Origin of the sequence: Ligaoa zhengdingensis, from assembly GCF_014384885.1 — a bacterium.
Lineage (GTDB): Bacteria > Bacillota > Clostridia > Oscillospirales > Ruminococcaceae > Ligaoa > Ligaoa zhengdingensis.
In genome coordinates this window covers 62,722-89,349 of record NZ_JACRST010000004.1, presented here as the reverse complement: position 1 = coordinate 89,349, position 26,628 = coordinate 62,722, and the positions used below count along the sequence as shown (strand labels likewise).

29 protein-coding genes and 1 pseudogene are annotated in these 26,628 nt (G+C 62.8%); 19 read left to right on the top strand and 11 right to left on the bottom strand.

All coding sequences use genetic code 11. From position 1 onward, the window contains the following. Nucleotides 1-12: 12 nt before the first annotated feature. The 6 genes from H8711_RS04570 to H8711_RS04545 form a co-directional block, all read right to left on the bottom strand. Nucleotides 13-876, bottom strand: coding sequence for an HAD hydrolase family protein (locus H8711_RS04570; RefSeq protein WP_249282361.1), 864 nt, complete (start codon nt 874-876; stop codon nt 13-15). Beyond that, the gene (locus tag H8711_RS04565; RefSeq protein ID WP_249282360.1) at nt 873-1,583 is read right to left on the bottom strand and encodes a hypothetical protein; all 711 of its coding nucleotides are present in this window, start codon (nt 1,581-1,583) and stop codon (nt 873-875) included. The genes H8711_RS04570 and H8711_RS04565 overlap by 4 nt, the downstream gene beginning before the upstream one ends. Continuing rightward, nucleotides 1,580-2,887, bottom strand: coding sequence for a MurT ligase domain-containing protein (locus tag H8711_RS04560; RefSeq protein ID WP_249282359.1), 1,308 nt, complete (start codon nt 2,885-2,887; stop codon nt 1,580-1,582). Before H8711_RS04560 ends, H8711_RS04565 begins: the two co-directional genes overlap by 4 nt. Before the next feature lie 207 nt (nt 2,888-3,094). After that, nucleotides 3,095-3,598, bottom strand: a complete 504-nt coding sequence (locus H8711_RS04555; RefSeq protein WP_249282358.1) for a shikimate kinase — start codon at nt 3,596-3,598, stop codon at nt 3,095-3,097. Nucleotides 3,599-3,761: 163 nt separating this feature from the next. After that, on the bottom strand, nt 3,762-4,613 hold the full coding sequence (locus H8711_RS04550; protein WP_249282357.1) for a shikimate dehydrogenase family protein: 852 nt from the start codon (nt 4,611-4,613) through the stop codon (nt 3,762-3,764). Between the two features lie 33 nt (nt 4,614-4,646). After that, nucleotides 4,647-5,573, bottom strand: a complete 927-nt coding sequence (locus H8711_RS04545; RefSeq protein WP_249282356.1) for an ACP S-malonyltransferase — start codon at nt 5,571-5,573, stop codon at nt 4,647-4,649. A gap of 179 nt (nt 5,574-5,752) precedes the next feature. On the opposite strand from H8711_RS04545, the gene H8711_RS04540 reads away from it, so the two are divergent. From H8711_RS04540 to H8711_RS04475, 14 genes are all read left to right on the top strand, one after another. Next, entirely contained in the window at nt 5,753-6,745 is a 993-nt protein-coding gene (locus tag H8711_RS04540; protein WP_249282355.1) for a beta-ketoacyl-ACP synthase III, read from the top strand. Nucleotides 6,746-6,759: 14 nt separating this feature from the next. Then, nucleotides 6,760-7,950, top strand: coding sequence for an enoyl-ACP reductase FabV (gene fabV / locus H8711_RS04535; RefSeq protein WP_249282354.1), 1,191 nt, complete (start codon nt 6,760-6,762; stop codon nt 7,948-7,950). A gap of 16 nt (nt 7,951-7,966) precedes the next feature. Further along, nucleotides 7,967-8,704, top strand: a complete 738-nt coding sequence (gene fabG / locus H8711_RS04530; RefSeq protein ID WP_249282353.1) for a 3-oxoacyl-[acyl-carrier-protein] reductase — start codon at nt 7,967-7,969, stop codon at nt 8,702-8,704. A 128-nt stretch (nt 8,705-8,832) separates the two neighbouring features. Continuing rightward, a complete protein-coding gene (gene fabF, locus H8711_RS04525) occupies nt 8,833-10,068 on the top strand; it encodes a beta-ketoacyl-ACP synthase II (protein WP_249282352.1) in 1,236 nt (411 codons plus the stop codon). A gap of 21 nt (nt 10,069-10,089) precedes the next feature. Beyond that, on the top strand, nt 10,090-10,536 hold the full coding sequence (accB, locus tag H8711_RS04520; protein ID WP_249282351.1) for an acetyl-CoA carboxylase biotin carboxyl carrier protein: 447 nt from the start codon (nt 10,090-10,092) through the stop codon (nt 10,534-10,536). Between the two features lie 14 nt (nt 10,537-10,550). Then, the gene (gene fabZ / locus H8711_RS04515; RefSeq protein ID WP_249282350.1) at nt 10,551-11,000 is read left to right on the top strand and encodes a 3-hydroxyacyl-ACP dehydratase FabZ; all 450 of its coding nucleotides are present in this window, start codon (nt 10,551-10,553) and stop codon (nt 10,998-11,000) included. A gap of 52 nt (nt 11,001-11,052) precedes the next feature. Continuing rightward, on the top strand, nt 11,053-12,405 hold the full coding sequence (locus H8711_RS04510) for an acetyl-CoA carboxylase biotin carboxylase subunit (protein ID WP_249282349.1): 1,353 nt from the start codon (nt 11,053-11,055) through the stop codon (nt 12,403-12,405). Nucleotides 12,406-12,503: 98 nt separating this feature from the next. Further along, nucleotides 12,504-13,382 carry an acetyl-CoA carboxylase, carboxyltransferase subunit beta gene (gene accD, locus H8711_RS04505; RefSeq protein ID WP_425516012.1) on the top strand — a complete coding sequence of 293 codons (879 nt, stop codon included), beginning with the start codon at nt 12,504-12,506 and terminating at the stop codon, nt 13,380-13,382. Then, complete coding sequence (locus H8711_RS04500) at nt 13,375-14,175, top strand: acetyl-CoA carboxylase carboxyltransferase subunit alpha (protein ID WP_249282348.1); 801 nt, start codon at nt 13,375-13,377, stop codon at nt 14,173-14,175. Before accD ends, H8711_RS04500 begins: the two co-directional genes overlap by 8 nt. Before the next feature lie 94 nt (nt 14,176-14,269). Next, the gene (locus tag H8711_RS04495; RefSeq protein WP_249282347.1) at nt 14,270-14,497 is read left to right on the top strand and encodes an acyl carrier protein; all 228 of its coding nucleotides are present in this window, start codon (nt 14,270-14,272) and stop codon (nt 14,495-14,497) included. A gap of 216 nt (nt 14,498-14,713) precedes the next feature. Beyond that, nucleotides 14,714-15,880, top strand: a complete 1,167-nt coding sequence (locus H8711_RS04490) for a sodium ion-translocating decarboxylase subunit beta (RefSeq protein ID WP_249282346.1) — start codon at nt 14,714-14,716, stop codon at nt 15,878-15,880. A gap of 19 nt (nt 15,881-15,899) precedes the next feature. After that, on the top strand, nt 15,900-16,037 hold the full coding sequence (locus H8711_RS04485) for an OadG-related small transporter subunit (RefSeq protein ID WP_249282345.1): 138 nt from the start codon (nt 15,900-15,902) through the stop codon (nt 16,035-16,037). Between the two features lie 157 nt (nt 16,038-16,194). Beyond that, complete coding sequence (gene proS, locus H8711_RS04480) at nt 16,195-17,634, top strand: proline--tRNA ligase (RefSeq protein WP_249282344.1); 1,440 nt, start codon at nt 16,195-16,197, stop codon at nt 17,632-17,634. Nucleotides 17,635-17,749: 115 nt separating this feature from the next. Beyond that, nucleotides 17,750-18,289 (top strand): DUF4760 domain-containing protein, encoded by a 540-nt coding sequence (locus H8711_RS04475; RefSeq protein WP_249282343.1) that lies wholly within the window; start codon nt 17,750-17,752, stop codon nt 18,287-18,289. Nucleotides 18,290-18,310: 21 nt separating this feature from the next. Here the strand turns inward: H8711_RS04475 and H8711_RS04470 are convergent, their stop codons facing one another. Continuing rightward, nucleotides 18,311-18,799, bottom strand: coding sequence for an SLOG family protein (locus H8711_RS04470; protein WP_283245848.1), 489 nt, complete (start codon nt 18,797-18,799; stop codon nt 18,311-18,313). 112 nt (nt 18,800-18,911) lie between these two features. Between H8711_RS04470 and H8711_RS04465 the strand changes: the two genes are divergently transcribed. After that, complete coding sequence (locus H8711_RS04465) at nt 18,912-19,223, top strand: helix-turn-helix domain-containing protein (protein ID WP_249282341.1); 312 nt, start codon at nt 18,912-18,914, stop codon at nt 19,221-19,223. A 62-nt stretch (nt 19,224-19,285) separates the two neighbouring features. Here H8711_RS04465 and H8711_RS04460 read toward each other — a convergent pair. From H8711_RS04460 to dusB, 4 genes and pseudogenes are all read right to left on the bottom strand, one after another. Further along, nucleotides 19,286-20,057: pseudogene (locus tag H8711_RS04460) on the bottom strand (sulfite exporter TauE/SafE family protein). Then, nucleotides 20,057-21,031, bottom strand: a complete 975-nt coding sequence (locus H8711_RS04455) for a 1-phosphofructokinase family hexose kinase (RefSeq protein WP_249282340.1) — start codon at nt 21,029-21,031, stop codon at nt 20,057-20,059. The pseudogene H8711_RS04460 and the gene H8711_RS04455 overlap by 1 nt, the downstream one beginning before the upstream one ends. Before the next feature lie 20 nt (nt 21,032-21,051). Continuing rightward, nucleotides 21,052-21,204: a sodium ion-translocating decarboxylase subunit beta gene (locus H8711_RS04450; protein WP_249282339.1), complete on the bottom strand. Its 153-nt coding sequence runs from the start codon at nt 21,202-21,204 to the stop codon at nt 21,052-21,054. Further along, nucleotides 21,201-22,205, bottom strand: coding sequence for a tRNA dihydrouridine synthase DusB (gene dusB, locus H8711_RS04445; protein ID WP_249282338.1), 1,005 nt, complete (start codon nt 22,203-22,205; stop codon nt 21,201-21,203). The genes H8711_RS04450 and dusB overlap by 4 nt, the downstream gene beginning before the upstream one ends. A 282-nt stretch (nt 22,206-22,487) precedes the next feature. Between dusB and polA the strand changes: the two genes are divergently transcribed. The 4 genes from polA (at nt 22,488) to H8711_RS04425 (ending at nt 26,555) form a co-directional block, all read left to right on the top strand. Then, a complete protein-coding gene (gene polA, locus H8711_RS04440) occupies nt 22,488-25,082 on the top strand; it encodes a DNA polymerase I (RefSeq protein ID WP_249282337.1) in 2,595 nt (864 codons plus the stop codon). A gap of 159 nt (nt 25,083-25,241) precedes the next feature. After that, nucleotides 25,242-25,676 (top strand): acyl-CoA thioesterase, encoded by a 435-nt coding sequence (locus H8711_RS04435; protein ID WP_249282336.1) that lies wholly within the window; start codon nt 25,242-25,244, stop codon nt 25,674-25,676. Then, nucleotides 25,669-25,851, top strand: coding sequence for a DUF6440 family protein (locus H8711_RS04430; RefSeq protein ID WP_249282335.1), 183 nt, complete (start codon nt 25,669-25,671; stop codon nt 25,849-25,851). The genes H8711_RS04435 and H8711_RS04430 overlap by 8 nt, the downstream gene beginning before the upstream one ends. 2 nt (nt 25,852-25,853) lie before the next feature. Beyond that, nucleotides 25,854-26,555, top strand: coding sequence for a YjjG family noncanonical pyrimidine nucleotidase (locus H8711_RS04425; RefSeq protein WP_249282334.1), 702 nt, complete (start codon nt 25,854-25,856; stop codon nt 26,553-26,555). Nucleotides 26,556-26,628 lie beyond the last annotated feature (73 nt).

Sequence of the window (26,628 nt, the reverse complement as noted above, 5' to 3'; positions counted from 1 at the left end):
CGTTGTGGTCGATTATCTGGTCCGCGCCTCCCATTCGTCCCGGATAAACAGCGCCACCGCATCGCTGCAGTGGTGGCCGATCACCCCGGTGGCGGACGCCCTGGCCGCGTCCACCGCGTTGGCCACCGCATAGCTGCGGTCGGCCGCGCGCATCATCTCCACGTCGTTGTAGTTGTCGCCGAAGCAGACGGTCTCTTCCGCGCCGCTGATCGACCGGAGCTGCCGCAGGGCGGCCGCCTTGCCGGCGCGCGCGTCGAATATTTCGAGGTACCAGATGCGGTTGACAAAGTCCTCGTACATCAGCACATCGAGCCCGCCGCCGATCGCCCTGACCCGCTCGCACAGGGGCAGCAGCTCCTCATACGCGCCGGTCACGCTGAAAAAGATCACATCCCGGCGGCCCAGCAGGTCGCGGAACCGGTCCACCCGCTCGAACCGCTTCAGCCCGCTCGAGCGCCGCTCCTCACAGAACTGCCGCTGGTGCGGGGTGGACAGGTCGCGGAAGTTGGCGTAGAGCTGCCCCTGCGCAAAGGTGAACACATAGGCGCTCTGGCCAAATTCTTCCATCGCGTCCATCACACGGGCCGCCGTCCCGCAGTCGATCGCGGTGTGGCCCACATAGGTGCGGGTATCGGTGCGGAACAGCAACACCCCGTTCATCAGCGCCACCGGCAGGCGCAGCCGCAGGCCCTCCAGCTTTTCCAGCGCCGAGGCGGCCGAGCGCGCGGTCGCCACCGAGAACAGCAGCCCCTCGTCCAGCAGGCGGTTGAGAATTGTGCGCGTGCGTTCGCTCAAGCCGGGGGTATCGTCGAACAGGGTGCCGTCCAGATCGGTGAGGTACAGGGTGGACAGCCGGCGCGGCGCGCCCGCGCTCACAGGCCGAATTCCTCCAAGGTGAGGTCGAGCGCCTTCTGCTCCAGGGTGTTGTCCGGATCGCGGTACTGGTCGCCCGCCACGCGGCGCAGCACCTCGCAGAGCAGGTGCGGGTTTTTCACCAGCACTGGACCGAGCTGCCAGGTGCCGAAAAAGTTGTGCAGCAGGTTGCCCTCGTGTTCGGTTTCGGTCTCGTTGTCCCCCACGCCGCTGCGCAGGGTGAACAGCCAGTCGCCGTTGTTGCCGTCGATGTGGGCGGTGCGGTTGATGAAACCGTAGCCGGGGGTATCCGGTGCGAACACCGGGCTCGCCACCACGTCGCTGATGAACACGTTGCCGGTCTCGCGGCCGGTGTAATCGAACAGGCCCACGCCTGGATAGGTGTTGCCGTCCCAGCCGATGAAGTTTTTACCGAACAACAGGCGCGCATTGCCGGTGACAAAGAACACCCGCCCGCTCTCTACCGCCTCCTTCATGCGTCCAGCGTAGGGCGCGAGGTGCTCGCTGGCCTTGGCGAGGTTTTTGGCCTTGCCCGGGCCGATGTAGATCAGATCGTAGAGGTTAAAGTCCAGCGTATCGCCCAGGCTCAGCCGGGAGACCTTGGGCTCTAGGCCCATCTTTTTGAGGCGGTTGCACAGAATGAGCAGGTTGCCGCTATCCCCATAGAGGTCCAACAGGTCGTCGTACAGCCACAGAATATTCGCGCTCATTTCCCGATCACCTCCAGAATCGACTTCGCATCGTACAGCTCGGTGAGGATGCAGATGGTCCCCTTGGTCTCATCGACCTTGGGTTTTACCTTCTGCACGTCGCACTCCACCTTCACCGCGTCGTCGCGGAACCCGGCCAGCTTGAGGCGCACCGTGAGATCCCAGGCGCGCGGGCCGGTGCAGACCACCGAATCGACCTTGCCGCGCAGCCGCTCCCAGCCGATGTCGTACAGCCAAGTGGTGTCGCGGTGGCCGGTGTGGTTGATGTTGTTGACCAGGGCCACCACCGTCTTTTCGCCGGGCAGGTCCAGCACATAGCTGATCGACTGGTCGAACGACACCGGGTTCTGGTTTTTGGAGAGGATCATCACCGCGGTGCGGTCCCCCACCTGGAACTCGTCGTACCGCTCCTGCATCACGCGGAAGCGGGAGATGGAGGCGCAGGCGGATTCGAGGGACAGGCCCATTTCGCAGCAGGCCGCCACCGCGCCGGTCATATTGAGGATGTTGAACGGCGGGCGGTAGTCGGCGTAGACCGGCGCTCCGCCTATGGTGAAATCGCCGGTTTCAAAGTTGACGTTGTCGGCCAGATATTTGGCCTCGGGGGTGGCGTACCCGCACGACAGGCAGGTGAACGCGCCGATGTGGTTGTAATGATAGTAGAAGTAGCGCATCCGGCCGAAGCACTTGGGGCAGACCTTGGCGTCGTGGGTGATGTTGGGGCAGTCGAGCGGCGACTTATCGGTTCTGGCCATGCCGTAGTAGACGCGGGGGTTGTCCGGCGCGAGGCTGCCGCTGATCGGGTCGTTGGCGTTGAGGATCAGCTTGACGCCGGGCTTGATCGCCTCGTGCAGCTTCTCAATGATCACGTCCACGTTGCCGTTGCGGGTGAGCTGGTCGCGGAACAGGTTGGTGCACAGCAGGTAATCGGGCGAGAAAAACTTAAAAATCAGGCGGGAAAACCGCTCGTCCACCTCCAGCACCACAAAGTCGGCGTCGATCACGCCGGAAAAATTGGACGCCGCCAGCAGTGTGGTGGCCACGCCGCCGGTCAGGTTGGAGCCCTTGGCGTTGTTGGCGACCTTGTACCCCTGGTCGGTGAGGATGTACGCGAGCATGTTGGCGGTGGTGGTCTTGCCGTTCGAGCCGGTCACTGCGATCACCTTGCCCTGGAACCGGAACCGCCCCATCAGGTCGGGGCAGAGCTTGAGGGCCCACTCGCCGGGCAGATTGGTGGCTTTGCCGAAATATTTGCCCACAAAGCGCAGCAGCTTGCCCACGAGCAGGGCCAGTTGAAACTTCATCTGATATCACTCCAAAAACAGAAATCTGAAAAGGCGCAGCGCCGGGCGGGCACATGCGCCATAACCGCCCGGCGGCTATGACAGCACCAATTATAGCACAGTTTTGCGGGTGGAGACACCCGGTTTCGCAATTTTTCTCGTTTCACGAACAAAAAAGGCCCCATCCGCGCCCGCCGGCGCCCGGCGGGTGGGATGAGGCGCATCCGATCAGATCAAACTATAAAGGATCGCTTTGGCCGCGTCCTTGGGTTCGTGCTGGTTGAACACCTCGAAGTCGGCTATCCTCTGGTAAACCGGGTAGCGCTCGGCGAACAGGCGTTCCAGCCCCTCGCGCCCCTCGCGGGCCACCAGGGGGCGGTCGCTGTCCTTGATGCGCTCCCAGCAGAGGTCGAACTCGCTGTTGACAAACACAATCGCTGCATCCGCCTGCCGCGCCAGCTCGACATTGCGCTCGCGCATCAGCGCGCCGCCGCCGGTGGCGATCACCTGGCCGTGCCCCTGCATCAGGTCGGCGAGCACCTTGCTCTCCAGGTCGCGGAACGCCTCCTCCCCCTTCTGTGCGAATAGCTCGGGGATGGTCATACCCGCCACCTGCTCGATGCGCTCGTCCATGTCCACAAAGTCGTAGAAAATACGCCACGCCAGCTCCTGGCCCACGGTGGTCTTGCCGCAGCCCATGAAGCCGCACAGCACGATATTTTTCCGGTGCATCGCAGTCGCCTCCCTTATCTCAGTGAAAATCCCGGTCCACCTGCGCCGCCATCTCGTCGATCAGCGCCGCGACCGCTTCCGTCTCATAGTGCGCATGGTCCCAGATCTCGTGCGCCTTGACCGCCTGCCACACCAGCATGGCCATGCCGCCGGTCACCTTATCTCAGTGAAAATCCCGGTCCACCTGCGCCGCCATCTCGTCGATCAGCGCCGCGACCGCTTCCGTCTCATAGTGCGCATGGTCCCAGATCTCGTGCGCCTTGACCGCCTGCCACACCAGCATGGCCATGCCGCCGGTCACCTTGCAGCCCGCGGCCCGCGCCTCGCGCATCAGCCGCGTCTCGGACGGGTTGTAGACCGAATCGAACAGGTACTCGCAGCGGGGCAGCAACGCGGCGTCCACCGCCATGCCGTCCACCTTGGGGTACATGCCCGCCGGGGTCGCGTTGATGAGCAGATGAAACTCTTCCCCCAGGGCGTGCAGCTTAGAGATATCCACGATGCGCACCGCCGCGTCCGGCGTCTGCGCGCGGATGTCGGCCTGCACCCGCTGTGCCAGCCCGATGGCGTTCTCGCGCACCGCGATGGTGACCTCAGCGCCGCAGCGGGCCGACTCGATGGCGAACATGCGGCCCACGCCGCCCGCGCCCAGCACGCACACGCTGCCTGAAAGGGACGCGCCCATCGTCTCGACCGTCTTTTGGAAGCCGTAGCAGTCGGTGTTGTAGCCCACCAGGCCGCCGTGCAGCCCGTCCACCACGTTGAGCGCGTGGTAGCGCCCGACCGTCTCGTCCAGGCGGTCCATGTAGGGAAGCATCTCCACCTTGTGCGGGATGGTGACGTTGAAGCCCGACAGCTCCCGCAGCATCGGCATCTCCTGCGCCAGCCGCTCGGGCGGGATCTCAAAAATCTCGTAGTCGTCGGAATGCCCGCTCATTTCAAACAGGCGGGTGTGGATGGGCGGGGACATGGTGTGCCCCAGGGGGTAACCCAGAATGCCGAATTTTCTCATCATCTTCTCACGCTCGATTCCTTCAGGATGCGGCGCTCACCCGAACAGCGCGGCCGCCTTTTGCAGCGCGGCCGGGGTGTCGATATTCGCCGCTTTCCTTCCCTTTATAGTCTTTTTGACCAGCCCTGTCAAGACCTTGCCCGGACCGAGCTCCAGGTAGGCGTCCACGCCGGCGGCCTCCATCGCGGCCAGCTCGTCGGTGAACCGCACCGGCGAGATCATCTGCCGCGCCAAATAATCGGGCAGGTCGGAAAAGTCGGTCATCTGTGCGCCGGTTACGTTGCAGAAGAAGGGCGCGGAGGGGGTGCGGCTGTAGTCGAGCGCGGCGAGGCTCTCGCGCAGGCGGTCAGACGCGCCGCGCAGCCGCTCGGTGTGGAAGGGCACCCTGGCCCCCAGCTTGACCGCCTTGGCGCCCTGCTCCTGGAGCAGGGCCGCTGCTGCGGCTGCGGCATCCGCGTCGCCCGAGATCACCGTCTGAGCGGGGGAGTTGTAGTTGACCGGCAGCACGAAGCCGTCCACCCGCGCGCACGCCTCCTCGATCGCCTCGGGCGCGCTGCCCAGAATGGCGTACATCGCGCCGCAGAGCTCGCGGCCCGCCTCCTCCATATACTGCGAGCGCCACTTGAGGGCCAAAAAGCCCTGCTCGGCGCTGAACACCCCGCAGGCGGTGAGCGCCGCGATCTCGCCCAGCGAATGCCCCGCGAACGCCGCGGGCGCGGGCAGGCGGGTCTTCGCCACCTCGTAGACGCCCATCGACATGGCGTAGATCAGGCGGTGAGAGACAGCCGTGCCGGAGATCTCCTCCGCGCTGCCCTCCAGCGCCAGCTTCGCCACGTCGAACCCGAACAGGTCGCCCGCGCACTCGTACACACGCCGGAACTCGGGGTACTGCTCGTAAAATTCCCGGCCCATCCCGACCGTCTGGGACCCGGTGCCGGGGAACAAAAATGCGATATTTGCCATGGGGATGCTCCTTTCCAGCCGCGCGGGGCGGCCTACCATCGGTAGTTTTCACAAAATATTCATTGACAGTTTAGAGGAAAAGCGCTATGATTTGATCAGACTGTATGAAACACTTGTTACAAAATTTGTCGTTTCCAGAATACCACGTTTTTGAAAAGCAATCAAGGGGGAGCCGTTTTATGGGAATTAAAATTATCGCCACCGGCCGCTATCTGCCCCGGAACATCGTCACCAACGACGATTTCACCGGGATTGTGGACACATCGGACGAGTGGATCAGCCAGCGCACCGGCATGAAGGAGCGCCACATCGCGAGCGGAGAGCCCACCTGGCTGATGGGCGAGCTGGCGGCGCGCGACGCGCTGGAGAGCGGCGGGATCGACCCCCTGTCGATCGATCTCATCCTGGTGACCAGCGTGACGCCCGACTACATGACCCCGTCGGCCGCCTGCATCATCCAGGGGCGCATCGGCGCGGCAAACGCGGCCTGCATCGACCTTAACGCGGCCTGCGCGGGCTTTGTGTACGCGCTGGACATGGCCCGCCGCTACCTCTGCTTCGACGACGTCAGGCGGGTGCTGATCGTCTCCGCCGAGGAGCTCTCCAAGATCACCGATTACACCGACCGGGCGAGCTGCGTGCTGTTTGGCGACGCGGCGGGCGCGGTGGTGGTGGAGGCTGCGGACACCCCCTTCGCCTCGGTCATCGGGGCGGACGGCACCGGCGCACCTCTGCTCTACGCCAAGAGCCCGGCGGTCAACGAGAATCCCTTCCGCAAGCCGGAGCTGGCGCCGGAATATGAGGAGATTATCCACGCGAAAAACCATTTTTTATATATGGACGGCCGGGAGGTCTACAAGTTCGCGGTGAAGATCATGCCTCACGCGGTGCAGGAGGCCTGCGACAAGCTGGGCGTGCCGGTGGAGGCGATCGACCTGCTGGTGCCGCATCAGGCGAATGTGCGCATCGTGGACACCGCGGTGAAGACGCTGGGTTTGCCCCCCGAACGGGTCTATGTGAACCTGGCCAAGCACGGCAACGTCTCGAGCGCATGTATCCCGCTGTGTCTCGATGAAATCAACAAAGGCGGGCTGATACAGCCCGGCCGGCGGATCGCCCTGGTGGGCTTCGGCGCGGGGCTTACCTACGCTTCCGCGATCTTTACCTGGTGAGGAGGACAACCGACATGATAGTGAAACCGAAAATCCGTGGATTTATCTGCACCACCGCGCACCCGGCCGGATGCCGCGAGCAGGTGCGGCGGCAGATTGAAGTTGCCCGCAGCCGCCCGCGTATCGAAGGACCGAAAAAGGTGCTGGTGATCGGCGCGTCGGCGGGCTACGGCCTGGCCTCGCGCATCGCATTGGCCTACGGCGCGGGGGCCGCCACCCTCGGCGTGATCTTCGACAAGCCCGGTTCGGGCAGCCGCACCGGCAGCGCGGGCTGGTACAACACCGCCGCGTTCGAGGAGTTCGCCGCGCGCGACGGCCTGTACGCCAAGACGATCAACGGCGACGCCTTTACCCGGGAAATAAAGGAGAAAGCCATCCAAACCATCAAGCGCGACCTCGGCCGTGTGGATCTGGTGGTGTACTCCCTGGCCGCGCCGCGCCGCACCATGCCCGACGGCACCGTCTATTCATCGGTGCTCAAGACGACCGGCGCGCCCTACACCAACAAGACCATCGACCTGCGCACCAACGAAATCTCTGAGATCACCCTGTCCCCCGCCACCCCCGAGGAGATCGAGGCCACCGTGAAGGTGATGGGCGGCGAGGACTGGATGGACTGGATCAAAGCGCTCAAGGACGCGGACGCGATCGCGCTGGACGCGACCACCGTGGCCTACTCCTACATCGGGCCGGCGCTCACCCATCCTATGTACAAGGACGGCTCGATCGGCGAGGCCAAGCGCGACCTCTACCGCACTGCGGATCGCATCACCGAATGTTTCGGCGGGGTGCAGGGGTTTGTCTCGGTCAACAAGGCGCTGGTCACCCAGTCGAGCTCGGCCATCCCCATTGTGCCGCTGTACATCTCCATTCTATATAAAGTGATGAAGGAAAAGGGGCTGCACGAGGGCTGCATCGAGCAGATGTGCCGCCTGTTTGGCGAGCGCCTTTACGGCGGCGACCCGCAGCTCGACGAGCAGGGCCTCATCCGCATCGACGATTGGGAGATGCGCGACGACGTGCAGCGCGAGGTCGAGACCCTGTGGCGCAAGATCGACAACAGCAATCTGGCCGAATCCACCGATCTGGACGGCTATTGGGAGGATTTTTACCGCATGTTCGGGTTCTCCACCCCCGGCGTGGACTACGACGCCGACGTGGATGTGGAGGTCATGATCCCGAGCATCGCGCAGGATACAGAATAAAAGGAGTGTTTTACGTATGGCAAGAACAGCATTGATTACCGGCTCCGCCACCGGCATCGGCCGGGCGGTGGCGCTCAAACTGGCGTCGCAGGGCTACAACATCGCCATCAACGCGCTGGAATTCATGAAGGAGCAGGGCGAGGCCGCCGTGCAGGAGTGCCGCGCGCTGGGTGCGGAAAGCGAGCTGTTTCTCGCGGACGTGACCAGCTTTGAGCAGTGCGGCGAGATGGTCAAGGCCGTGGCCGCGCGGTTCGGCAGCCTGGATGTGCTGGTGAATAACGCGGGCATCACCAAGGACGGCCTGCTGCCCCGCATGAGCGAGGAGGCGTTCGATGCGGTCATCAACGTGAACCTCAAGGGCGTGTTCAACATGTGCCGCCACGCCTCCGGCGTGATGATTCGCCAGAAGGGCGGCCGCATCATCAACGTGAGCTCGGTGGCCGGAGTGTACGGCAACGCGGGCCAGGTCAACTATTCCGCCAGCAAAGCGGGCGTGGTGGGCATCACCCTGACCGCCGCCAAGGAGCTGGGACGGCGGGGCATCACTGTCAACGCAGTCGCGCCCGGGTTCATCCAGACCGCCATGACCGACGCGCTGCCCGAAAAGACCCGCGAAATGATGCTCGGCCAGATCGCCCTGGGCCGCTTCGGTCAGCCCGAGGACGTGGCCAACGCCATCGCCTTTTTCGCCAGCGAGGAGGCGGGCTACATCACCGGCCAGGTGCTGGTGATCGACGGCTGCATCGCCATGTAGCGGGCAACGCCCGCTGGAAGTGCCGGGCGGGCCCTGTGCGCAACGCGGGGCGCGCCGCCCGGAACAACAGGACAATATTTTGAAAGCTAGCGCCGGCGATCGCCGGTTTTTTGGGAGGAATGCAACAGATGGAAAGAAGAGTGGTCATCACCGGTACCGGCGTGATTTCACCCGTGGGCAACTCGGTGGAACAATTTTGGGATTCGCTGAAGGCTGGGCGGCACGGCATCGGGCCGGTCGCCTCGTTTACAAGCGACGCGATCTCCACCAAGCTGGCGGCCGAAGTCAAGGATTTTGACCCCGCCGCATTCGGCATCGACAAAAAAAGCGCCCGCCGCATGGACCGCTACTGCCAGTTCGCCGTAGCGGCCGCCAACCAGGCCATGGCCGACGCGGGCACCCAGTTTAAGGACCTCGACCCGTTCCGCGTGGGCGTCATCATCGGCAGCGGCATCGGCGGCCTGAACAGCATCGACGCCGAGCACCGCAAATACATCGAAAAGGGACCGGGGCGCATCTCGGTGTTCTTCATCCCCATGATGATCGCCAACATGGCGGCGGGCACGGTGGCCATGAAATACGGCTTCAAGGGCGCCAACTTCAGCGTGGTCACCGCCTGCGCCTCGGGCGCGCATTCGCTGGGCGAGGCGTTCCGCGCCATCAAATACGGCCATCTCGACGCGGCCTTGGCGGGCGGCGCGGAGGCGGCGATCTGCGAATTCGGCATGGGCGGGTTCGAGAACATGGGCGCGCTCTGCACCGCCACCGACCCCGACCGCGCGTCCATCCCGTTTGACAAGGAGCGCTGCGGCTTTGTGATGGGCGAGGGCGCGGGCGTGCTGGTGCTCGAGGAATACGAGCACGCGAAGGCGCGCGGCGCGAAGATCTACGCCGAGCTGGCGGGCTACGGCGCGACCGCCGACGCCTACCACATCACCAGCCCCGACCCGACCGGCGAAGGCCCCGCGACCGCCCTCAAGCTGGCGATGGCCGAGGCGGGAGCTGCTCCTGAGGAGATCGGATACATCAATGCGCACGGCACCTCCACCGGCCCCAACGACGCCTGCGAGACCCAGGCGATCAAGCTGGCGCTGGGCGACGCGGCCCAAACGGTGGCGATCAGCTCCACCAAGAGCATGACCGGCCATCTGCTGGGGGCGGCCGGCGCGGTTGAGGCGATCGCCTGCGCGCTCGCGCTGCGCGACGGGGTCCTGCCCCCGACCGTCGGTTACCGGGTGCCGGACGAGGAATGCGACCTCGACTACATCACCGAGGGCGCGCGCAAATCCGACGCGCGGTATGCGCTCTCCAACTCGCTGGGCTTCGGCGGGCACAACGCCACCCTCTGCCTGCGCAAACTTTAAGAGAAAACGAGGTGTATTCTTGTGGGATATACGACCAAGGAGATCATGGAGCTGATGGAAAGGGCGTCCCAGCTGGGGGTCAGCGTTGAGATCGCCGACCAGGACTTTCAGGTGAAGATCGACGGCAAGCGCGAACCGGCCCTCGCGGCAGCGCCGCCCGCCGCCCCCGCGCCCGCCAACATCCAGGCAACGGTGGTGAACACGGCCGTGGAGCAGCCCGTGCCTCAGCCCACCGGCACGGTGGTGAAGGCCCCCATCGTGGGCACCTACTACAGCTCGCCCGCACCCGACAAGCCGCCGTTTGTCTCGGTGGGGCAGGCGGTGAAGAAGGGCGACGTGCTGTTCATCATCGAATCGATGAAGCTGATGAACGAGGTGCAGAGCGACTGCGACGGCGTGGTCAGGGAGATTATCGCAAACAACGGCCAGGCCGTGGAATACGGCCAGCCGATTCTCATTTTGGAATAAAGGAGGCGGCGGATATGGCGCTGCTCAATCAGGAACAGATCAAGGGGATCATCCCCCATCGCGACCCGTTTTTGCTGATCGACGAGGTGCTCGAGCTGGAGCCCGGCAAGCGCGTGGTGGCGCAGAAGACTCTGAAACCCGACGAATTCTGGTTCAAGGGGCACTTCCCGCAGGAGCCGGTGCAGCCGGGCGTGCTCACCATCGAGATGCTCGCGCAGGCGGGCGCGGTGTGCATCCTGTCCCTGCCCGAGTACAAGGGCCGCGTGGCCTACTTTGCGGGCATCGACAAGGCCAAATTCAAGCGCAAAATCCTGCCCGGCGAGACCATCCGCCTCGAGCTCGAGGTGGTCAAGGTGCGCGGCCCGGTGGGCGTGGGCAAGGCGGTGGCGACTGTGGACGGCAAGAAGGCGGTCTCGGCCGAGCTGACCTTTGCAATCGGCCCCGCGGAAGGCGAAGGCGCGTAGCAACGCGCCCCCACAGCCCACATGAAAACAGCATTGGGAAAGGGCGACTGCCATGTTTCATAAAATACTCATCGCCAACCGGGGCGAAATCGCGGTGCGGATCATCCGCGCCTGCCGGGAAATGGGCATCCGCACGGTGGCGGTCTGCTCGGAGGCCGACCGCCTGGCGCTGCACGCCCAGATCGCGGACGAGTGCGTCTGCATCGGGCCCGCGCCCAGCCGGGACAGCTACCTCAACATGCAGGCGATTCTCTCGGCCTGCGAGATCACCGGCGCCGAGGCGGTGCACCCCGGCTTCGGCTTTCTATCGGAAAACAGCGCCTTTGCGCGGCTGTGCGAGCGCTGCAATGTAAAATTCATTGGCCCCTCGCCCGAATCGATCGACCGCATGGGCGACAAGGCCAACGCCAAGACCACCATGCGCCTGGCGGGCGTGCCGGTGGTGCCGGGCAGCGACGGCGCGATCACCTCGATGGCTGAGGCCAGGCGGATTGCGCGCGAGGTGGGCTACCCGGTGATGGTCAAAGCCTCCGCCGGCGGCGGCGGCCGCGGCATCCGCCGGGTGGACAACGAGGACGCGCTGGAGGCGGCGGTGACCGCCGCACAGCAGGAGGCGCAGAGCTGCTTTGGGGACGACACCGTCTACCTCGAAAAGTTCATCGTGGACCCGCGCCACGTGGAGATCCAGATCCTCGCGGACGAGCACGGCCATGTGGTGCATCTGGGCGAACGCGATTGTTCCCTCCAGCGGCGCAACCAAAAGATGATCGAGGAGTCCCCCAGCCCCTCGCCGCTGATGAATGACGCCCTGCGCGCCAAAATGGGCGAGGCTGCAGTGAGCGCGGCGCGCGCGGTGGACTACCACAACGCTGGTACCATCGAATTTTTGCTGGACACGCGCGGGGATTTTTACTTTATGGAGATGAACACCCGCGTGCAGGTGGAGCACCCGGTGACCGAGTTTGTCACCGGGCTGGACATCGTGCAGCAGCAGATCCGCATCGCCGCGGGCGAGCCGCTCGATCTGCGGCAGGAGGACATCCATCTGACCGGCCACGCGATCGAGTGCCGCATCAATGCGGAGAACCCGGCGCTGGGGTTCCGCCCCTCGCCGGGCACGGTGACCGCCCTGCACATGCCGGGCGGCCCGGGCATCCGGGTAGACAGCGCGATGTACGCGGGCTATACCATCCCACCCTACTACGACTCGATGATCGCCAAGCTGATCGCCTACGCCCCCACCCGCGAGCAGGCGCTCGCCAAGATGAAGTGGGCGCTGGCAGAGTTTCTGGTGGAGGGGGTAGACACCAACGTCGAGTTCCAGCTTGAGCTGCTGCGCGACCCGGACGTGGAGCGCGGCCGCTACGACATCGGCTTTTTGACCCGGAGGATGGAAGGAAAATAACCGGGCCGTGCAAAAACTGCGCGGAGTGGGAACGCTGCCCTGCCCCGCGCCGCTTTTGAGCGGCTCCCGGACGATTTTGTTTGAGAGTGAGGTGCGCCATGCTACAGGATATCTTCAGCACGGTCAAGACGCGCATGAACGACGGCACCCAGGCGGTGACGGGGATGATCCATAAGTTTTCGACCCCGTCCGACCTGTTGTTCAAGTGCCCGCGCTGTTCGCATGTCGAAATTGTGGAGGCATTTGAGAAAAACCTCAGGGTTTGTCCCTCCTGCGGGTATCATTCCCGCATCAATGCGACCCAGCGCATCCAATTAACGGTTGACAACGGCACCTTTTGTGAATATGATAAGGAAATGACCAGCAAAAACCCCATCGATTTTCCAGGCTACGAGGCCAAAATCGCGGCGCTGCAGGCGACGACCGGGCAGCGCGACGCGGTGGTGACCGGCGAATGCGAAATCGAAGGGGCGCGCTGCGGCATCGGCGTGATGGACTCCACCTTCATGATGGCGTCGATGGGCTCGGTGGTCGGCGAAAAGATCACCCGCCTGTTTGAGCGCGCCACCGAACGCCGCCTGCCGGTGGTGCTGTTCGCCGCCTCGGGCGGCGCGCGCATGCAGGAGGGCATCGTCTCGCTGATGCAGATGGCCAAGACCTCGGGCGCGGTGACCCGCCACAGCGACGCGGGCCTTTTGTACATCACCGTGCTCACCGACCCCACCACCGGCGGCGTGACCGCCAGCTTTGCGATGCTCGGCGACATCATCCTGGCCGAGCCCAAGGTACTAGTGGGCTTTGCGGGGCGGCGTGTGATCGAGGGCACCATCAAGCAGCGCCTGCCCGACGACTTCCAGTCGGCGGAATTTCTCTTGCAGCACGGCTTTGTGGATAGCATCGTGACCCGCGCGGCCATGCGCTCCACCCTGTCGCAACTCATCGGTCTGCACACGAAAGGGGGTGCGCTCGATGGCTAAAACCGCATGGGAGTGCATCCAACTCATCCGCGACAAAAATCGGCCGACCATCCGCGACTATGTCCCTCTGCTGTTCGACGGCTTCATCGAGCTGCACGGCGACCGGCTGTATGGCGACGACGGCGCGATTCTGGGCGGCATCGGCCGGCTGGGCGGCGAACCCGTCACGGTGGTTGCCGAGGTGAAGGGCCGCAACCTGGCGGAGAACCAAGCGTGCAACTTCGCCATGCCGCACCCCGAGGGCTACCGCAAGGCGCTGCGCCTGATGAAGCAGGCCGAGAAGTTTCACCGCCCAGTGCTCTGCTTTATCGACACCCCGGGCGCGTTCTGCGGCGTAGCCGCCGAGGAGCGCGGGCAGGGCGAGGCGATCGCCCGCAACCTGATGGAGATGATGCGCCTGCGCACCCCGGTCATCTCGGTGGTGTTGGGCGAGGGGGGCAGCGGCGGCGCGCTGGCGCTGGGCGTCTGCGACGAGCTGGCTGTACTGGAAAACGCGGTGTATTCGGTGATCTCCCCGCGCGGCTTCGCGAGCATCCTGTGGAAGGACGCTGCTCGCGAGCAGGAGGCGGCGGACATGATGCGCATCACCGCGCGCGACCTGGTGGAGCTGGAGGTGGCCGAACGGATCATCCCAGAGCCCGCGGGCGGGGCGCAGGCAAACCCCGCGCAGGCCGCCGGACAGATCGCGGATTTCCTGCGCGAAGCGGTGAAAAAATATACCGCAACCCCTATTGACCTGCTGCTGCAAAACCGCTATGATAAGTTCAGGAAGATTGGGGCATATTTAGAGTAAACCCGCGGGCGGGTATTGCGGCGCATCCGCGCTGTGTCGGCCCGATCAGCAAAAAAATATAAACTACAAAAATTTTACGAGGAGGAAACTTTCTATGGTATTCGAGAAAGTAAAAGGCATCATCATGGATCAGTTGGACGTCGAGGAGGACGCAGTCACGATGGAGGCGAGCATCATCGACGACCTGGGCGCTGATTCGCTGGATGTCGTTGACCTTGTCATGAGCCTTGAGGAAGAGTTCGACGTCGAAATTCCCGACGAAGAGGTAGAGAACATCAAAACCGTCGGCGATATCGTGAAATACATCGAAGACCAGATCTGATTGGGACGAAACCCTCCGCCGCTGCGTTCCCCTGCATGGGGGCGCGGCGGCTTTTTTGTGCATACCAGCGCATTTCACAATCTGTACGGAATCTTAACAGCTCAGTTCATAATTTATTCATCTTTTGGTCACACAATATCTTGAAAAATGGCAGATATTCGGGTACAATGATTTTCGTCTGGACCTTAAGGAAATTGTGACAAAGGAGAATTTGTGATGGATTTTTTATTGGACGGTGTTCTGGCGCTCTTCCAGGCCGGCGGATGGAAGATGCTGGTGATGTGGGCCATCGGCGGCCTGCTCATCTACCTTGCGATCGCCAAAGGCTTTGAGCCCGCGCTGCTGCTGCCGATGGGCTTCGGCGCGATTCTCGTCAACATCCCCCTGAGCGGCGCGCTCGACCAGTTCCTGATCCCGGGCGCGGAGGCCAGCCACGGCATCATCCAGTGGCTGTTTGAAACCACCATCGAGGCGAGCGAGGCGCTGCCGCTGCTTTTGTTCATCGGCATTGGCGCGATGATCGACTTCGGGCCGCTGCTCTCCAACCCCAAGATGATCCTGTTCGGCGCGGCCGCGCAGTTCGGCATCTTCTTCGCCATCATGGTGGCGGCGCTGCTGGCCCCCGTGTTTGGCTTCACCCTGGCGGACTGCGCATCCATCGGCATCATCGGCGCGGCCGACGGCCCCACGTCGATCCTGGTGTCTCAAATTTTTAAAACACCCTATGTCGGCGCCATCGCGGTGGCGGCCTACAGCTACATGGCGCTGGTGCCCATCGTGCAGCCGTTCGCCATCAAGCTGGTCACCACCAAAAAGGAGCGCATGATCCGCATGCCCTACAACCCCAAGAGCGTCTCCCGCATGACCCGCCTGCTGTTCCCCATCTGTGTCACCATCGTGGCCGGACTGGTGGCCCCGGCTTCGGTCTCGCTGGTTGGCTTTTTGATGTTCGGCAACCTCATCCGCGAGTGCGGCGTGCTCGATTCCCTCTCGCAGACCGCGCAGAAGGAGTTCGCCAACATCATCACCCTGCTGCTGGGCATCACCATCTCCTTCTCGATGCGGGCGGAATACTTTGTGCAGGTCAACACCCTCATCATCATGGCCATCGGCCTGCTGGCGTTTATCTTCGATTCGATCGGCGGTATCTTCTTCGCCAAGTTCCTCAACCTGTTCAGCAAGAACAAGATCAACCCGATGATCGGCGCGGCGGGCATCTCGGCGTTCCCCATGTCCGCGCGCGTCATCCAGAAGATGGCGCTCGCCGAGGACAACCAGAACCACCTGCTGATGCACGCGGTGGGCGCGAACGTGGCCGGACAGATCGCCTCGGTTATCGCGGGCGGCATGATCCTGGGCCTGGTGCCCCAGATGCTCAAATAACGACGGGAGGAATCAGCGTATGAACGAACTTTTTATGCAATCCCTGGTGCTGATGGGCAAGGGGATGCTGGGTATCTTTGTGGTCATCTTCATCATCTACCTCATCATCCTGGCGCTCACCAAGCTGACTGCGGGGAAGAAAACCGGCGACGAGTAACCGTTGCGGCCTGTGCGCGGTTGTGGTATGATAGATGATATCGTGCCGGCCTTGGGGGCCGGCTGCGCCACCCCGGAGGCGTGTTTCCGGAATATCCCGCGCTGCGGCCGCTGCGGAAAGGGTCTGTGGGGCGCTGCGCGACAGGAGGAACAAGAACATGGCAGACAACAAGAAAATGGTCAATGAGATCACCTCGATGGACGTGGACTTTGCCAAATGGTACACCGACGTGGTCAAAAAGGCCGAGCTGGCGGATTATTCCTGCGTCAAGGGATGCATGGTCATCCGCCCGTACGGCTACGCGATCTGGGAAAACATCCAGCACATCCTCGACACCCGCTTTAAGGAGCTGGGCCACGAGAACGTCGCGATGCCCATGCTGATCCCCGAGAGCCTGCTGCAAAAGGAAAAGGACCACGTGGAGGGCTTCGCGCCCGAGGTGGCGTGGGTGACCCACGGCGGCAGCGAGAAGCTGGAGGAGCGGCTGTGCATCCGCCCCACCTCCGAGACGCTGTTCTGCGAGCATTACGCGCACGTCGTCCACTCCTACCGCGACCTGCCCAAGCTGTACAACCAGTGGTGCTCGGTGCTGCGCTGGGAGAAGACCACCCGCCCGTTCCTGCGCACGATGGAATTCTTCTGGCAGGAGGGCCACACCATGCACGAGACCGCCGAGGAGGCGATTGAGGAAACCGAGCGGATGCTGAACGTCTATGCGAGCTTCTGCGAGGATTCGCTGGCCATCCCGGTGGTGAAGGGCCGCAAGACCGACAAGGAAAAATTCGCGGGCGCCGAGGCCACCTACACCATCGAGGCGATGATGCACGACGGCAAGGCGCTGCAATCGGGCACCTCCCACTATTTTGGGGACGGCTTTGCCCGCGCGTTCGATATCCAGTTCACCGGGCGGGACAACACCCTGCAATATCCCCACCAGACCTCGTGGGGCCTGTCCACCCGCATCATCGGCGCGATTATCATGACCCACGGCGACGACAACGGCCTGGTGCTGCCGCCCGCGGTCGCGCCCATCCAGGTGATCATCGTGCCGGTGGCGCAGCACAAGCCCGGCGTGCTGGACAAGGCCGAGGAACTGCGCGCGCGCCTGGCCAGCAAGTTCCGCGTCAAGATGGACGCTTCGGACAACTCCCCGGGCTGGAAGTTCGCGGAGTATGAGATGAAGGGCGTGCCCCTGCGCCTGGAGATCGGGCCCAAGGACATCGAGAACAACCAGTGCGTGATTGTGCGGCGCGACAACCGCGAAAAGACCTTTGTACCGCTGGATCAGCTGGAAGAGAAAATTCCCGAGCTGCTGCGCGCGGTGCATGACGGGCTCTACCGGAAGGCGCTGGAAAACCGCGAGCGCCGTACCTGGAGCGCCACCTCGATCGACCAGATCAACGAGCTGCTCAGCAAGGACATGGGCTTTGTCAAGGCCATGTGGTGCGGCGATCTCAGCTGCGAGGAGAAGCTCAAGGAGGAAGCCGGCGTGACCTCGCGCTGTATGCCGTTCGAGCAGGAGACGATCGGCGACGGCACCTGCGTGTGCTGCGGCAAGCCCGCCAAGGCGATGGTCTATTGGGGCAAAGCGTACTAAAGTCCAATCTTACATCTCACCCACAGGTATGCACCATGCGGACCGGCGCCGAAACGCGCCGGTCCGCATTTTTTACCCGCGACAAAATGAAGTTTAACAACTGGGAGGGGAGCATATGGCGGAATGGATTGACATGGCGGCGTCTATATTTGCCTGCATCGGGGTGGCGATTGCGTTGGTGAACCTGTTTCAACTGCGGAAAACCTACCTTGCCACCCACGAACGCACCTGCAAGCAGACGACCATCGAATTTTTCAACGAGCTCAAAAAGGAATCGGAGGAGATTGAAAAGAAGCTCTTTCTGAAGTACGGCCTGGATCCGATCCATCTGGACGAGCTGGATGAGGAGACCCTGCTGCAAATCAAGCAGTATCTGAGCCTGTTGGAGCGGTTCAGCCTGGGGGTGAACCTGGGCGTCTACGACCTCATCGTGGCCGACCGGATGAGCGGCTCGTTTTTTATCAACACCTATTACCAGTTGCAGCCGTTTATTTTGGATATCCGGAAAAAGCGGTTCGACAACCGGCTGTACGAGGAATTTGAGCATATGAAAAACGAGCTGGAGAAAATCCGCTCGACGTTTCCCGAGATCGGCGGGGAGATCAAGCATTCCCCGACCTTTTACAACTCCAAGAGCTTGGCGAAGACGAAGTAATGCGGTTGCAAGGGAATGGGATCACCCGAGTTGCTCAGCACAATTTATAATCTTGAGACCTTTTTCTCGTGCATAATGTACCGTATAATAGGTGCCTCCCGAAAGTCGGTTTAAATAGCAGATACAATAATCGCTGCAATCGACAAGATGCCGATTTCGCTTGTGCATACACCCCTTATAATAATGCTCTGATATATATACCACCTTATCGGCCTGCACCAAAATCCCTTCATAAATTGCGCGGTCCGCCCTGTTCCACCGCTCGCTTTGATTCTGGCAGGGCAACACTAATATCAGTTTCACCTGCGGATAGGCATTTTTTAGCGCCAGTATTGTCTGGGCGGCCAGGGTGTCAAACCCCAGCGCCCCGCCCGCGCCATAATAGATAACGCCTTGTTGAATGAGTCTTACGACTTGTTCTTCAAGGCGTTGTTTTATTTTCATCAGGCTTTCCTCGGGTATCTCCCTGTGGCCCGTAAAGCAGCAAGTTCTTTCTTTCACATCTACCATCTCCAATATAATAATTATTATCGTAGTAATACTACAATAATGATTATTATATTGCAACGATAATCCGTATATAATATACGACAATCATTACTATTGAAGCGGAGGTGGGAAAATGGACATCTTAAATAGAATCGCAGACCTGCGTTGCCGAAAGGGCTGGTCAGAGTATGAACTTGCTAAACGTTCGGATTTGCCGCAGTCCACCATCTCGTCGTGGTATAAAAAAGAAATGTTGCCGTCCATCCCATCGCTGGAAAAAATCTGCACCGGTTTGGGCATCACCCTTTGCCAGTTCTTCTGCGAAGAGGAGCAGGCGGTGACATTGACACCCGAACAGAAGAAACTTCTTCATCAATATTCCTACCTGACAGATGCCCAAAAGGGAAAGCTCGATCTTTTTCTGCAAGGGCTGATCTGCAAATAATGATCAACAATAAAAATCGGGCGGCCCTCCACAAAGGAAGGCCGCCCTCGCTATTTCTCCGGCTATTTCCCGGTCAACTCTAAAATCATATGTACAAACAGCAGCGCCACCGACAATAGAATCACCGGCCGGATGAACCGCTCCCCGCGCTTCACCGCGGCGCGCGCGCCCAGGTAATTGCCCGCAATGGCGCAGAGCGCTGCGGGAATCCCCAGCCAGAACAGCACCTTGCCGCCCAGGATGTAGGCGGCGAGCGCCGCCACATTGGAGGCGAGGTTGACCACCCGCGCGTTGCCCGACGCGCTGATCAATGAAAAGCCCAGCAGGCCGGTGAACGCCAGCGTGAGGAAGGTGCCGGTGCCCGGCCCGATGAAGCCGTCGTAGGCGCCCAGCAGCAGGCCGATGGCAAACGCCAACAGGTAGAGCTTCGGTCCAGTGGCCTCGCGCTCGGGGTTTGTCCGGCCAAAATTGCGGTTGAACAGCAGAAACGCCGCAACCATAGGTAATATGACAAGCAAGCTATACTTTAAGTATTTTTTCATCCAGGTAGATCACAAGCTGCGCGCCGCACCACGATCCGATCAGGGCCCCGGCCACCGAGCAGAGGGCGGGTTTCCAGCGGATGCACCCGCTGCGCGCATATTTGAGGGTGGCGATCAACGTGCCACTGGACATGGCGAACTTGTTGGTGCCGTAGGCCAGATGCACCGGCAGGCCCGCGAACAGATAGGCGGGCAGGCTGATGATCCCCCCGCCGCCCGCGATGGAATCGACGAGGCCCGCCAGAAACACCAGCGGGCAGACGACGAGCAGGGTGGAAAGCTGTGGTTCCATCAGCCGCCCTCCCCGGCGGCCGGGCCGAAGTCGTGCGCGAGGGGAAAAAGCTCCACGCGCGGGTAGACCCATTCCAGGTCGGCACGGCGCGGCGGGTTGGTGCCGTCGATCATCACGGCGGCGGTGCCGAAGCTCGCCGCGATGCGCACGCACTCCTCCAACGGCCGCCCGGCGCGGTGTGCCAGCAGAAAGCCCGCAAGGGAGCTATCCCCCGCGCCCACCGTGGATTTGACCGGCACCTCGGGCACCTGCGCATACCAGACCGCGCCGTCCGCGCCGGAATAAAGCAGGCCCGCCCCGCCCAGGCTGAGCAGCACCCGCTCCACCCCGCCGCTGTGCAGGCCGTGCAGCGCGGCGCAGAGATCCTCGCGGGTGCGGCAGCTCCGGCCGGTCATCCCCTCGAGCTCCTCTAGGTTGGGCTTGATGATCCACGGCCGGATGGCCGCGAGCTCCCGCGCCCCGACCGAGCTGGTATCCACCGCGAGCCGGGCCTCCAATCCGCTCAAAAAGGCGCACAGCTCCACAAACGCCTCCGGGCCCACGCCGCGCGGGTTCCTGCCCGCCAGCACCGCGAGCGTCCCCGGCCCCACCAGGCGGCGCAGGCGGTTTTTCAGCTCGTCCAGGTGGGCCGCCTCCACGAAAAAGCCCGGCCGCGCCAGCCGCAGGAGGCTCCCGTCGGGCTGCACCAGGCTGATATTCTCGCGGGTCTCGCCCGGCAGCAGCACCGCCTCATAGTCGATGCCCTCGCGGTCCAGCCGGTCGAAATAGCGCTTGCGGTTGTCCTCGCCCGCCAACAGCACCGCCTTAACAGGTGACCCATACGCGTGCATCACCCGCGCCACGTTCACCGCCTTGCCCGCGGCCTCCCACTGCTCGTTCGTCACATCGTTGTATTCCCGATCCAGGCCGGATACCCAAAGGGTGATGTCCAGCGCTGGGTTCAGCGAAACCGTCACGATCCGATTGAAGCTCATCTCATCATCCCATTTCTTCGTTATCGGCCGGATTTTTTCTTCCAGACCAGGTAGATCACCAGGGCTGCGATAACCGCGGCCACAGCGCCCACCAGCAGCGCAATCCAGTGAAACTGACCGGCGATATAGATCGCCGTGGGGCCGTCCGCCCCGCCGATGATACCGGTGCTCATGTCGATTCCTCCTCTCGTTGTATCGTCTGCCGCTCGAGCACCTGCTCGATCAGCGCGTCCAGGTCGGCCAAGGTGCACAGCGTGCCCGCCTGATGTCGGAAGGACGCCGCGCCGCGCACCCCGGTGAGGTACCACGCCGCGTGCTTGCGCGCCTCGCGCATCGCCACCCGCTCGGTCTTGTAGGCGCAGGCCAGCGCGATCTGTTCCCGCATCACCCCGAGTTTCTCCTCCAGGGTGGGCTGCGGCGGCAGGGGCGCGCCGGAAAAGTATGCGTCGATCTCGCGGAACACCCACGGATTGCCCAGGGCTCCCCGCCCGATCATCACCAGGTCCGCGCCGGTGCGTTCGTACATCGCGAGGCAGCTCGCGAGGTCGGTCACGTCGCCGTTGGCGATCACCGGGATGGAGGTAACCGCGCGTTTGACCGCCGCGATGATCTCCACGTCCACAGGCGGGGCATACATCTGCTTGCGGGTGCGCCCGTGCACCGTGAGCGCCGCCGCGCCGCTCTGCTCGGCGATTTTGGCGAACTCCACCGCGTTGACGGTTTCGTCGTCCCAGCCCTTGCGGAACTTCACCGTCACCGGCACGTCCACTGCGCCCGCCACCGCGCGGATGATCTCCCCCGCGAGTTGCGGCCGCTTCATCAGCGCGCTGCCCCCACCGTTGCCCGCAATTTTGGGCGCGGGGCAGCCCATGTTGATGTCGATGACGTCCGGCTGGTAGCTCAGCGCCAGCTCGGCCGCGCGCGCCATGGTGAGCGGGTCGTCGCCGAACAGCTGCACCGCCACCGGGCGCTCCTCCCCCGACGTGACCAGCAGCTCGGCCGACTTTTTGCTCTGATAGGTGAGCCCCTTGCTGCTGACCATCTCGCCCACTGCGTAGCACGCGCCGAACCTACGGCAGATCTCGCGGAACGCGCGGTCCGCCACACCGGCCATGGGGGCGAGCGCCGCGGTGCGCTTGACGCTCACGCCGCCGATTTGAATTGTTTCTATCATAAACGACTCCTGATGGCTTAGTTTTGCGCGGGCTCCCACGCCCGCATCCACTTTATCTTAGCAAAAGCGCGAGAAATTTACAATCTTTTGTGATATAATAACCGCAAGCGGTCATTATAGTTTGATGGTCAGGCGATCCGCGCGCTGCGCCCGCTTCCGCCTTGATGGCCTATTATAGCCCTGCGTGCTTTGCACTTGCGCTATAATAACCGCAATAGAACCTGACGATTGACTCAGACGGTTGGAAAATACATCCGGCCGGATCAAAAAAGAGGGATGATGATGAAACTACTCGCTGTGGACGGCAACTCGATCCTCAACCGCGCCTTTTACGGCATCAAGCTGCTCTCCACCAAAAATGGCGACTATACCAACGGTATCTACGGCTTTTTGAGCATCCTGCTCAAAATCACCGCCGACGTGGAGCCAGACGCGGTGGCCATCGCGTTCGACCTGCGCGCGCCCACCTTCCGCCACAAGCGCTACGAGGGCTACAAGGCCCAGCGCAAGGGGATGCCCGAGGAACTCGCCCAACAGCTGCCCGTTTTGAAGGAGCTGCTCGGCTACCTCGGCTATGCGATGGTGGAGTGCGAAGGCTATGAAGCCGACGACATCCTGGGCACGCTGGCCGCCGCCTGCACCCGGGCGCAGGTTCCCTGCGTGATCGCCACCGGGGATAAGGACAGCCTCCAGTTGATCGGCGACTATGTCACCGTGCGGCTGGCCTCCACCAAGATGGGGCAGCCCGATTCCAGCGTGTATGACACCGCCGCCTTCCGCGAGCGGTACGGGGTGGACCCCATCCAGCTCATCGACCTCAAGGCCCTGATGGGCGACAGCTCGGACAACATCCCCGGCGTCAAGGGGATCGGCGAGAAGGGCGCGATTCAACTCATCTCGCAGTACGGATCGGTGGAGGCGCTCTATGAGCAGCTCGACGAAATCGAGCTCAAGCCCGCCATGCGCGCCAAGCTCGAGGCCGGGCGCGAGATGGCGTTTCTCTCAAAGGAGCTGGCCACCATCTGCTGCGACGCGCCGGTGGACACCGACCTTACCCACTATAAGCGCGGCGAAGTGCAGCAGGACAGGGCCGCACGGCTGCTCGCCCGCCTGGAGATGTACAAGATGATCGACCGGCTCGGGCTCTCAGCGGACGCAGCTGGCGCCGGTGAGGAGGCCGGTTCCGCAGCATCTGCGCCGCTGCTGACGGTGATCGAGCTGGAGGAGATGCTGCGCGCGCTGGATGACGCGCCCGACGCTGTGGTGGACCTGCTCTGCCGCTGGCAGGGGGACGAGCCGGTGCGCACAGCGATCCTGTTCGGCGGGCGTGCGGCATTCACCGAGAGCCGCACCATCTTAAACCGCCTGCTCAAAAAGCCGTGGAGGTTGCGGGTGGAGAACGCCAAGCAGCTCTACCGCTACGGTTTTTTGCATCAGGTGCCGGTGAAAAACATCACCTTCGACATTCTGCTGGCCGGATACCTCTCCAACCCCAACTCGAGCAACTACACGATCACGGCGCTCGCGCAAAACACCGGCGCCGCTGTCGCGGAGCTGGCCGGCGCTGTGCCCGAGGGCTTTGAAGAGCTGGCCGCCGACTGCGCCGCCTTCCCCTCGCTGTGCGACAAGATGGCGCAGGAGATCGACGAGAACGGGCAGGGGGAGCTGCTCTACGAGATCGAGCTGCCCCTCTCGGAGGTGCTGGCCTCGATGGAGGTGCTCGGCTTCTCGATCGACGCCCAGGCGCTGGAGCGCTTCGGCGAAGAGCTGGATGTGGACATCGCGCGGTATCAAAAGCAGATTTACGAGTACGCCGGTCGGGAGTTCAACATCAACAGCCCTGCACAGCTCGGCGAGGTGCTGTTCGGCGACCTGGAGCTGCCCGCCAAAAAGAAGACCAAGACCGGCTACTCCACCAACGCGGACGTGCTGGAATCGCTGCGCGGCAAGCACCCGATCATCGAGTGCATCCTGGAGTACCGCAAACTAACAAAGCTCAAATCCACCTATGTGGACGGGCTCATCAAGGTGATCGGGCCGGACGGCCGCATCCATTCCAGCTTCCAGCAGACCGAGACCCGCACCGGGCGGATCAGCTCGACCGAGCCCAACCTGCAAAACATCCCGGTGCGCACCGAAATCGGCAGCAACCTGCGCAAGTTCTTCCGCGCCGCGCCCGGCTGCAAGCTGGTGGACGCCGACTATAGCCAGATCGAGCTGCGGGTGCTGGCGCATGTTGCGAACGACAAAAACATGGCCGAGGCGTTCCGCACCGGTGAGGATATCCACACCCAGACCGCCTCGCAGGTGTTCGGCCTGCCGCCCCTGTTCGTCACTCCCATGATGCGTTCCCGCGCCAAGGCCGTCAACTTCGGCATCGTCTACGGCATCTCGGCCTTCTCTCTGTCGCAGGATATCGGCGTCTCGGTGGCTGAGGCCGACCGCTATATCAAGGATTATCTCAGGACCTATTCCGGGGTCAAACAGTATATGGAGGACACCGTGGCCTTCGGCAAGGAGCACGGCTATGTCTCGACGCTGTGGGGGCGGCGGCGCTATCTGCCCGAGCTTTCCAGCAGCAACCACAACCTGCGCTCGTTCGGCGAGCGGGTGGCGATGAACACCCCCATCCAGGGCAGCGCCGCCGACATCATCAAGATTGCGATGGTGCGGGTCTACCGCCGCCTGGAGCGGGAGGGGATGCGCTCCCGCCTTATTTTGCAGGTACACGACGAGCTGATCGTCGAGTCGCCCGACAGCGAAGCCGAGCGCGCCCGGGCCATCGTCACCGAGGAGATGGAGCGAGCCGCGTCCCTCTCCGTCCCGCTGGTGGCCGACGCCAACGTGGGCGAGACCTGGTACCAGGCCAAGGGCTAGTGGGCAACGCCCACAGGCAATTCGGGGCGGCCGCTTCGCAAAAAACAAGCGCTGTGCCCGAAGCTGCAAAACGTTCTGCTATCCCTCAGCGGGCAGCGCCCACAGATATTGCCGGGATCAGCCAATATCCGGCAGATTGAACAACTGGAGGCATTCACCATGAAATCACAGAGCCGCATTGTCGCGCGCTACGCCGAAACCGACCAGATGGGTGTGATCCACCACGCGGTCTACCCGGTGTGGTACGAGGTGGCGCGCACCGATTATATCAAAAAGCTGGGGATTTCCTACAGCGACCTGGAAAAGCTCGGGGTGATGACCCCGCTGGTCGAGCTCTCCTGCCGGTACATCTCCCCCGCCCGTTACGAGGACGAGCTGATCGTGGAGGTGACGGTGGGCGACCTCTCGCCGGCGCGGGTGGAGTTCCAATACCAGGTATTTCGCATCGGGGAGCACACCCCGCTCAACACCGGCCGCACCCTGCACGCCTGGGTAGACACCAAGACCTTCCGCCCGGTCAACATGAAAAAGCGGTATCCCGGCCTGTACGCATCGATCGAACGGGCCTGGAGGGAGGAGCAACCCCATGGATGAAAAACGATTTGAGCGCATTTACAAGCAATCCACTAATTTCGGCGGCGAGGTGCAGATACTCGTGGACCGCGAGACCGGTGTGCAGTACCTGTTCCGCGTGGACGGGTATGGCGGCGGGATGACCGTGTTGGTGGGGCCGGACGGCAATCCTCTGCTTTACCGCGGAGGACTTTGACCATGCGCGGTTACGGTATCATCCTGCTGGACGCGGACCAGACGCTATTCGATTTTCACCTGGCGGAACGCGGCGCATTCCTCTCCACGATGGGGTGGCTGGGGCTCCCCGGCGAGGAGCTTCTGCCGCGCTATATTGAAATTAACGAGGGGCTATGGCGCGCCCTCGAGCGTGGGGAAATCACCCAGGAGGCGCTCAAGATCGAGCGGTTCCGGCTGCTGTTCGCCGAGCTGGGGGTAGCGCACGACCCAGCGGCGTGCAGCCGCGTCTACCTCGATGCGTTGGGGGAGGGCTGTTATCTGCTGCCCGGGGCCCAGGCGCTCTGCGAAGCGCTGGCCGCTGCGGAGCGCAGGCTGTACATCGCCACCAACGGCATCGGCGCAGTACAGCGCCGGCGGTTGGCTCGTTCGGCCATTTGCACATACATAGACGACATCTTTATTTCCGAGGAACTCGGCAGCTACAAGCCCGAGCCGGACTACTTCGACAGGCTGTTTGCACGGCTGGGCGACCCCGATCGCGGCCGCGCAATCCTGCTGGGCGACTCGATCGCCTCGGATATGCGCGGCGGCCGCGCCGCGGGCGTCGCCACCTGCTGGCTAAACCCCGCGGGGCTGCCCTGCCCCGAGCCCTCGCTGTGCGACTACGAAATCCGCGCGCTGGAGGGGTTCCTCCCCATCGCGCTGGGCCAGGCGGACGGCTGAAAATTTTGAGAAAAACGGGGCGGCCCTTGCGTCTGCCGCCATTTTATACTATAGTATTGTTAATCGCGGGACA

Excerpts from the sequence above, each read along its gene's own strand:
- H8711_RS04540 (WP_249282355.1), top strand. The coding sequence starts at position 5,753 with ATGGGAATTAAAATTATCGCCACCGGCCGCTATCTGCCCCGGAACATC.
- H8711_RS04500 (WP_249282348.1), top strand. The coding sequence starts at position 13,375 with ATGGCTAAAACCGCATGGGAGTGCATCCAACTCATCCGCGACAAAAAT.
- H8711_RS04560 (WP_249282359.1), bottom strand. The coding sequence starts at position 2,887 with ATGAAGTTTCAACTGGCCCTGCTCGTGGGCAAGCTGCTGCGCTTTGTG.
- H8711_RS04475 (WP_249282343.1), top strand. The coding sequence starts at position 17,750 with ATGGCGGAATGGATTGACATGGCGGCGTCTATATTTGCCTGCATCGGG.
- H8711_RS04490 (WP_249282346.1), top strand. The coding sequence starts at position 14,714 with ATGGATTTTTTATTGGACGGTGTTCTGGCGCTCTTCCAGGCCGGCGGA.
- proS (WP_249282344.1), top strand. The coding sequence starts at position 16,195 with ATGGCAGACAACAAGAAAATGGTCAATGAGATCACCTCGATGGACGTG.
- H8711_RS04430 (WP_249282335.1), top strand. The coding sequence starts at position 25,669 with ATGGATGAAAAACGATTTGAGCGCATTTACAAGCAATCCACTAATTTC.
- H8711_RS04485 (WP_249282345.1), top strand. The coding sequence starts at position 15,900 with ATGAACGAACTTTTTATGCAATCCCTGGTGCTGATGGGCAAGGGGATG.
- fabF (WP_249282352.1), top strand. The coding sequence starts at position 8,833 with ATGGAAAGAAGAGTGGTCATCACCGGTACCGGCGTGATTTCACCCGTG.
- fabZ (WP_249282350.1), top strand. The coding sequence starts at position 10,551 with ATGGCGCTGCTCAATCAGGAACAGATCAAGGGGATCATCCCCCATCGC.
- fabG (WP_249282353.1), top strand. The coding sequence starts at position 7,967 with ATGGCAAGAACAGCATTGATTACCGGCTCCGCCACCGGCATCGGCCGG.
- accD (WP_425516012.1), top strand. The coding sequence starts at position 12,504 with ATGCTACAGGATATCTTCAGCACGGTCAAGACGCGCATGAACGACGGC.
- H8711_RS04425 (WP_249282334.1), top strand. The coding sequence starts at position 25,854 with ATGCGCGGTTACGGTATCATCCTGCTGGACGCGGACCAGACGCTATTC.
- H8711_RS04565 (WP_249282360.1), bottom strand. The coding sequence starts at position 1,583 with ATGAGCGCGAATATTCTGTGGCTGTACGACGACCTGTTGGACCTCTAT.
- H8711_RS04470 (WP_283245848.1), bottom strand. The coding sequence starts at position 18,799 with ATGGTAGATGTGAAAGAAAGAACTTGCTGCTTTACGGGCCACAGGGAG.
- H8711_RS04465 (WP_249282341.1), top strand. The coding sequence starts at position 18,912 with ATGGACATCTTAAATAGAATCGCAGACCTGCGTTGCCGAAAGGGCTGG.
- H8711_RS04555 (WP_249282358.1), bottom strand. The coding sequence starts at position 3,598 with ATGCACCGGAAAAATATCGTGCTGTGCGGCTTCATGGGCTGCGGCAAG.
- H8711_RS04510 (WP_249282349.1), top strand. The coding sequence starts at position 11,053 with ATGTTTCATAAAATACTCATCGCCAACCGGGGCGAAATCGCGGTGCGG.
- H8711_RS04550 (WP_249282357.1), bottom strand. The coding sequence starts at position 4,613 with ATGATGAGAAAATTCGGCATTCTGGGTTACCCCCTGGGGCACACCATG.
- fabV (WP_249282354.1), top strand. The coding sequence starts at position 6,760 with ATGATAGTGAAACCGAAAATCCGTGGATTTATCTGCACCACCGCGCAC.
- H8711_RS04455 (WP_249282340.1), bottom strand. The coding sequence starts at position 21,031 with ATGAGCTTCAATCGGATCGTGACGGTTTCGCTGAACCCAGCGCTGGAC.
- polA (WP_249282337.1), top strand. The coding sequence starts at position 22,488 with ATGAAACTACTCGCTGTGGACGGCAACTCGATCCTCAACCGCGCCTTT.
- H8711_RS04495 (WP_249282347.1), top strand. The coding sequence starts at position 14,270 with ATGGTATTCGAGAAAGTAAAAGGCATCATCATGGATCAGTTGGACGTC.
- H8711_RS04450 (WP_249282339.1), bottom strand. The coding sequence starts at position 21,204 with ATGAGCACCGGTATCATCGGCGGGGCGGACGGCCCCACGGCGATCTAT.
- H8711_RS04435 (WP_249282336.1), top strand. The coding sequence starts at position 25,242 with ATGAAATCACAGAGCCGCATTGTCGCGCGCTACGCCGAAACCGACCAG.
- H8711_RS04545 (WP_249282356.1), bottom strand. The coding sequence starts at position 5,573 with ATGGCAAATATCGCATTTTTGTTCCCCGGCACCGGGTCCCAGACGGTC.
- dusB (WP_249282338.1), bottom strand. The coding sequence starts at position 22,205 with ATGATAGAAACAATTCAAATCGGCGGCGTGAGCGTCAAGCGCACCGCG.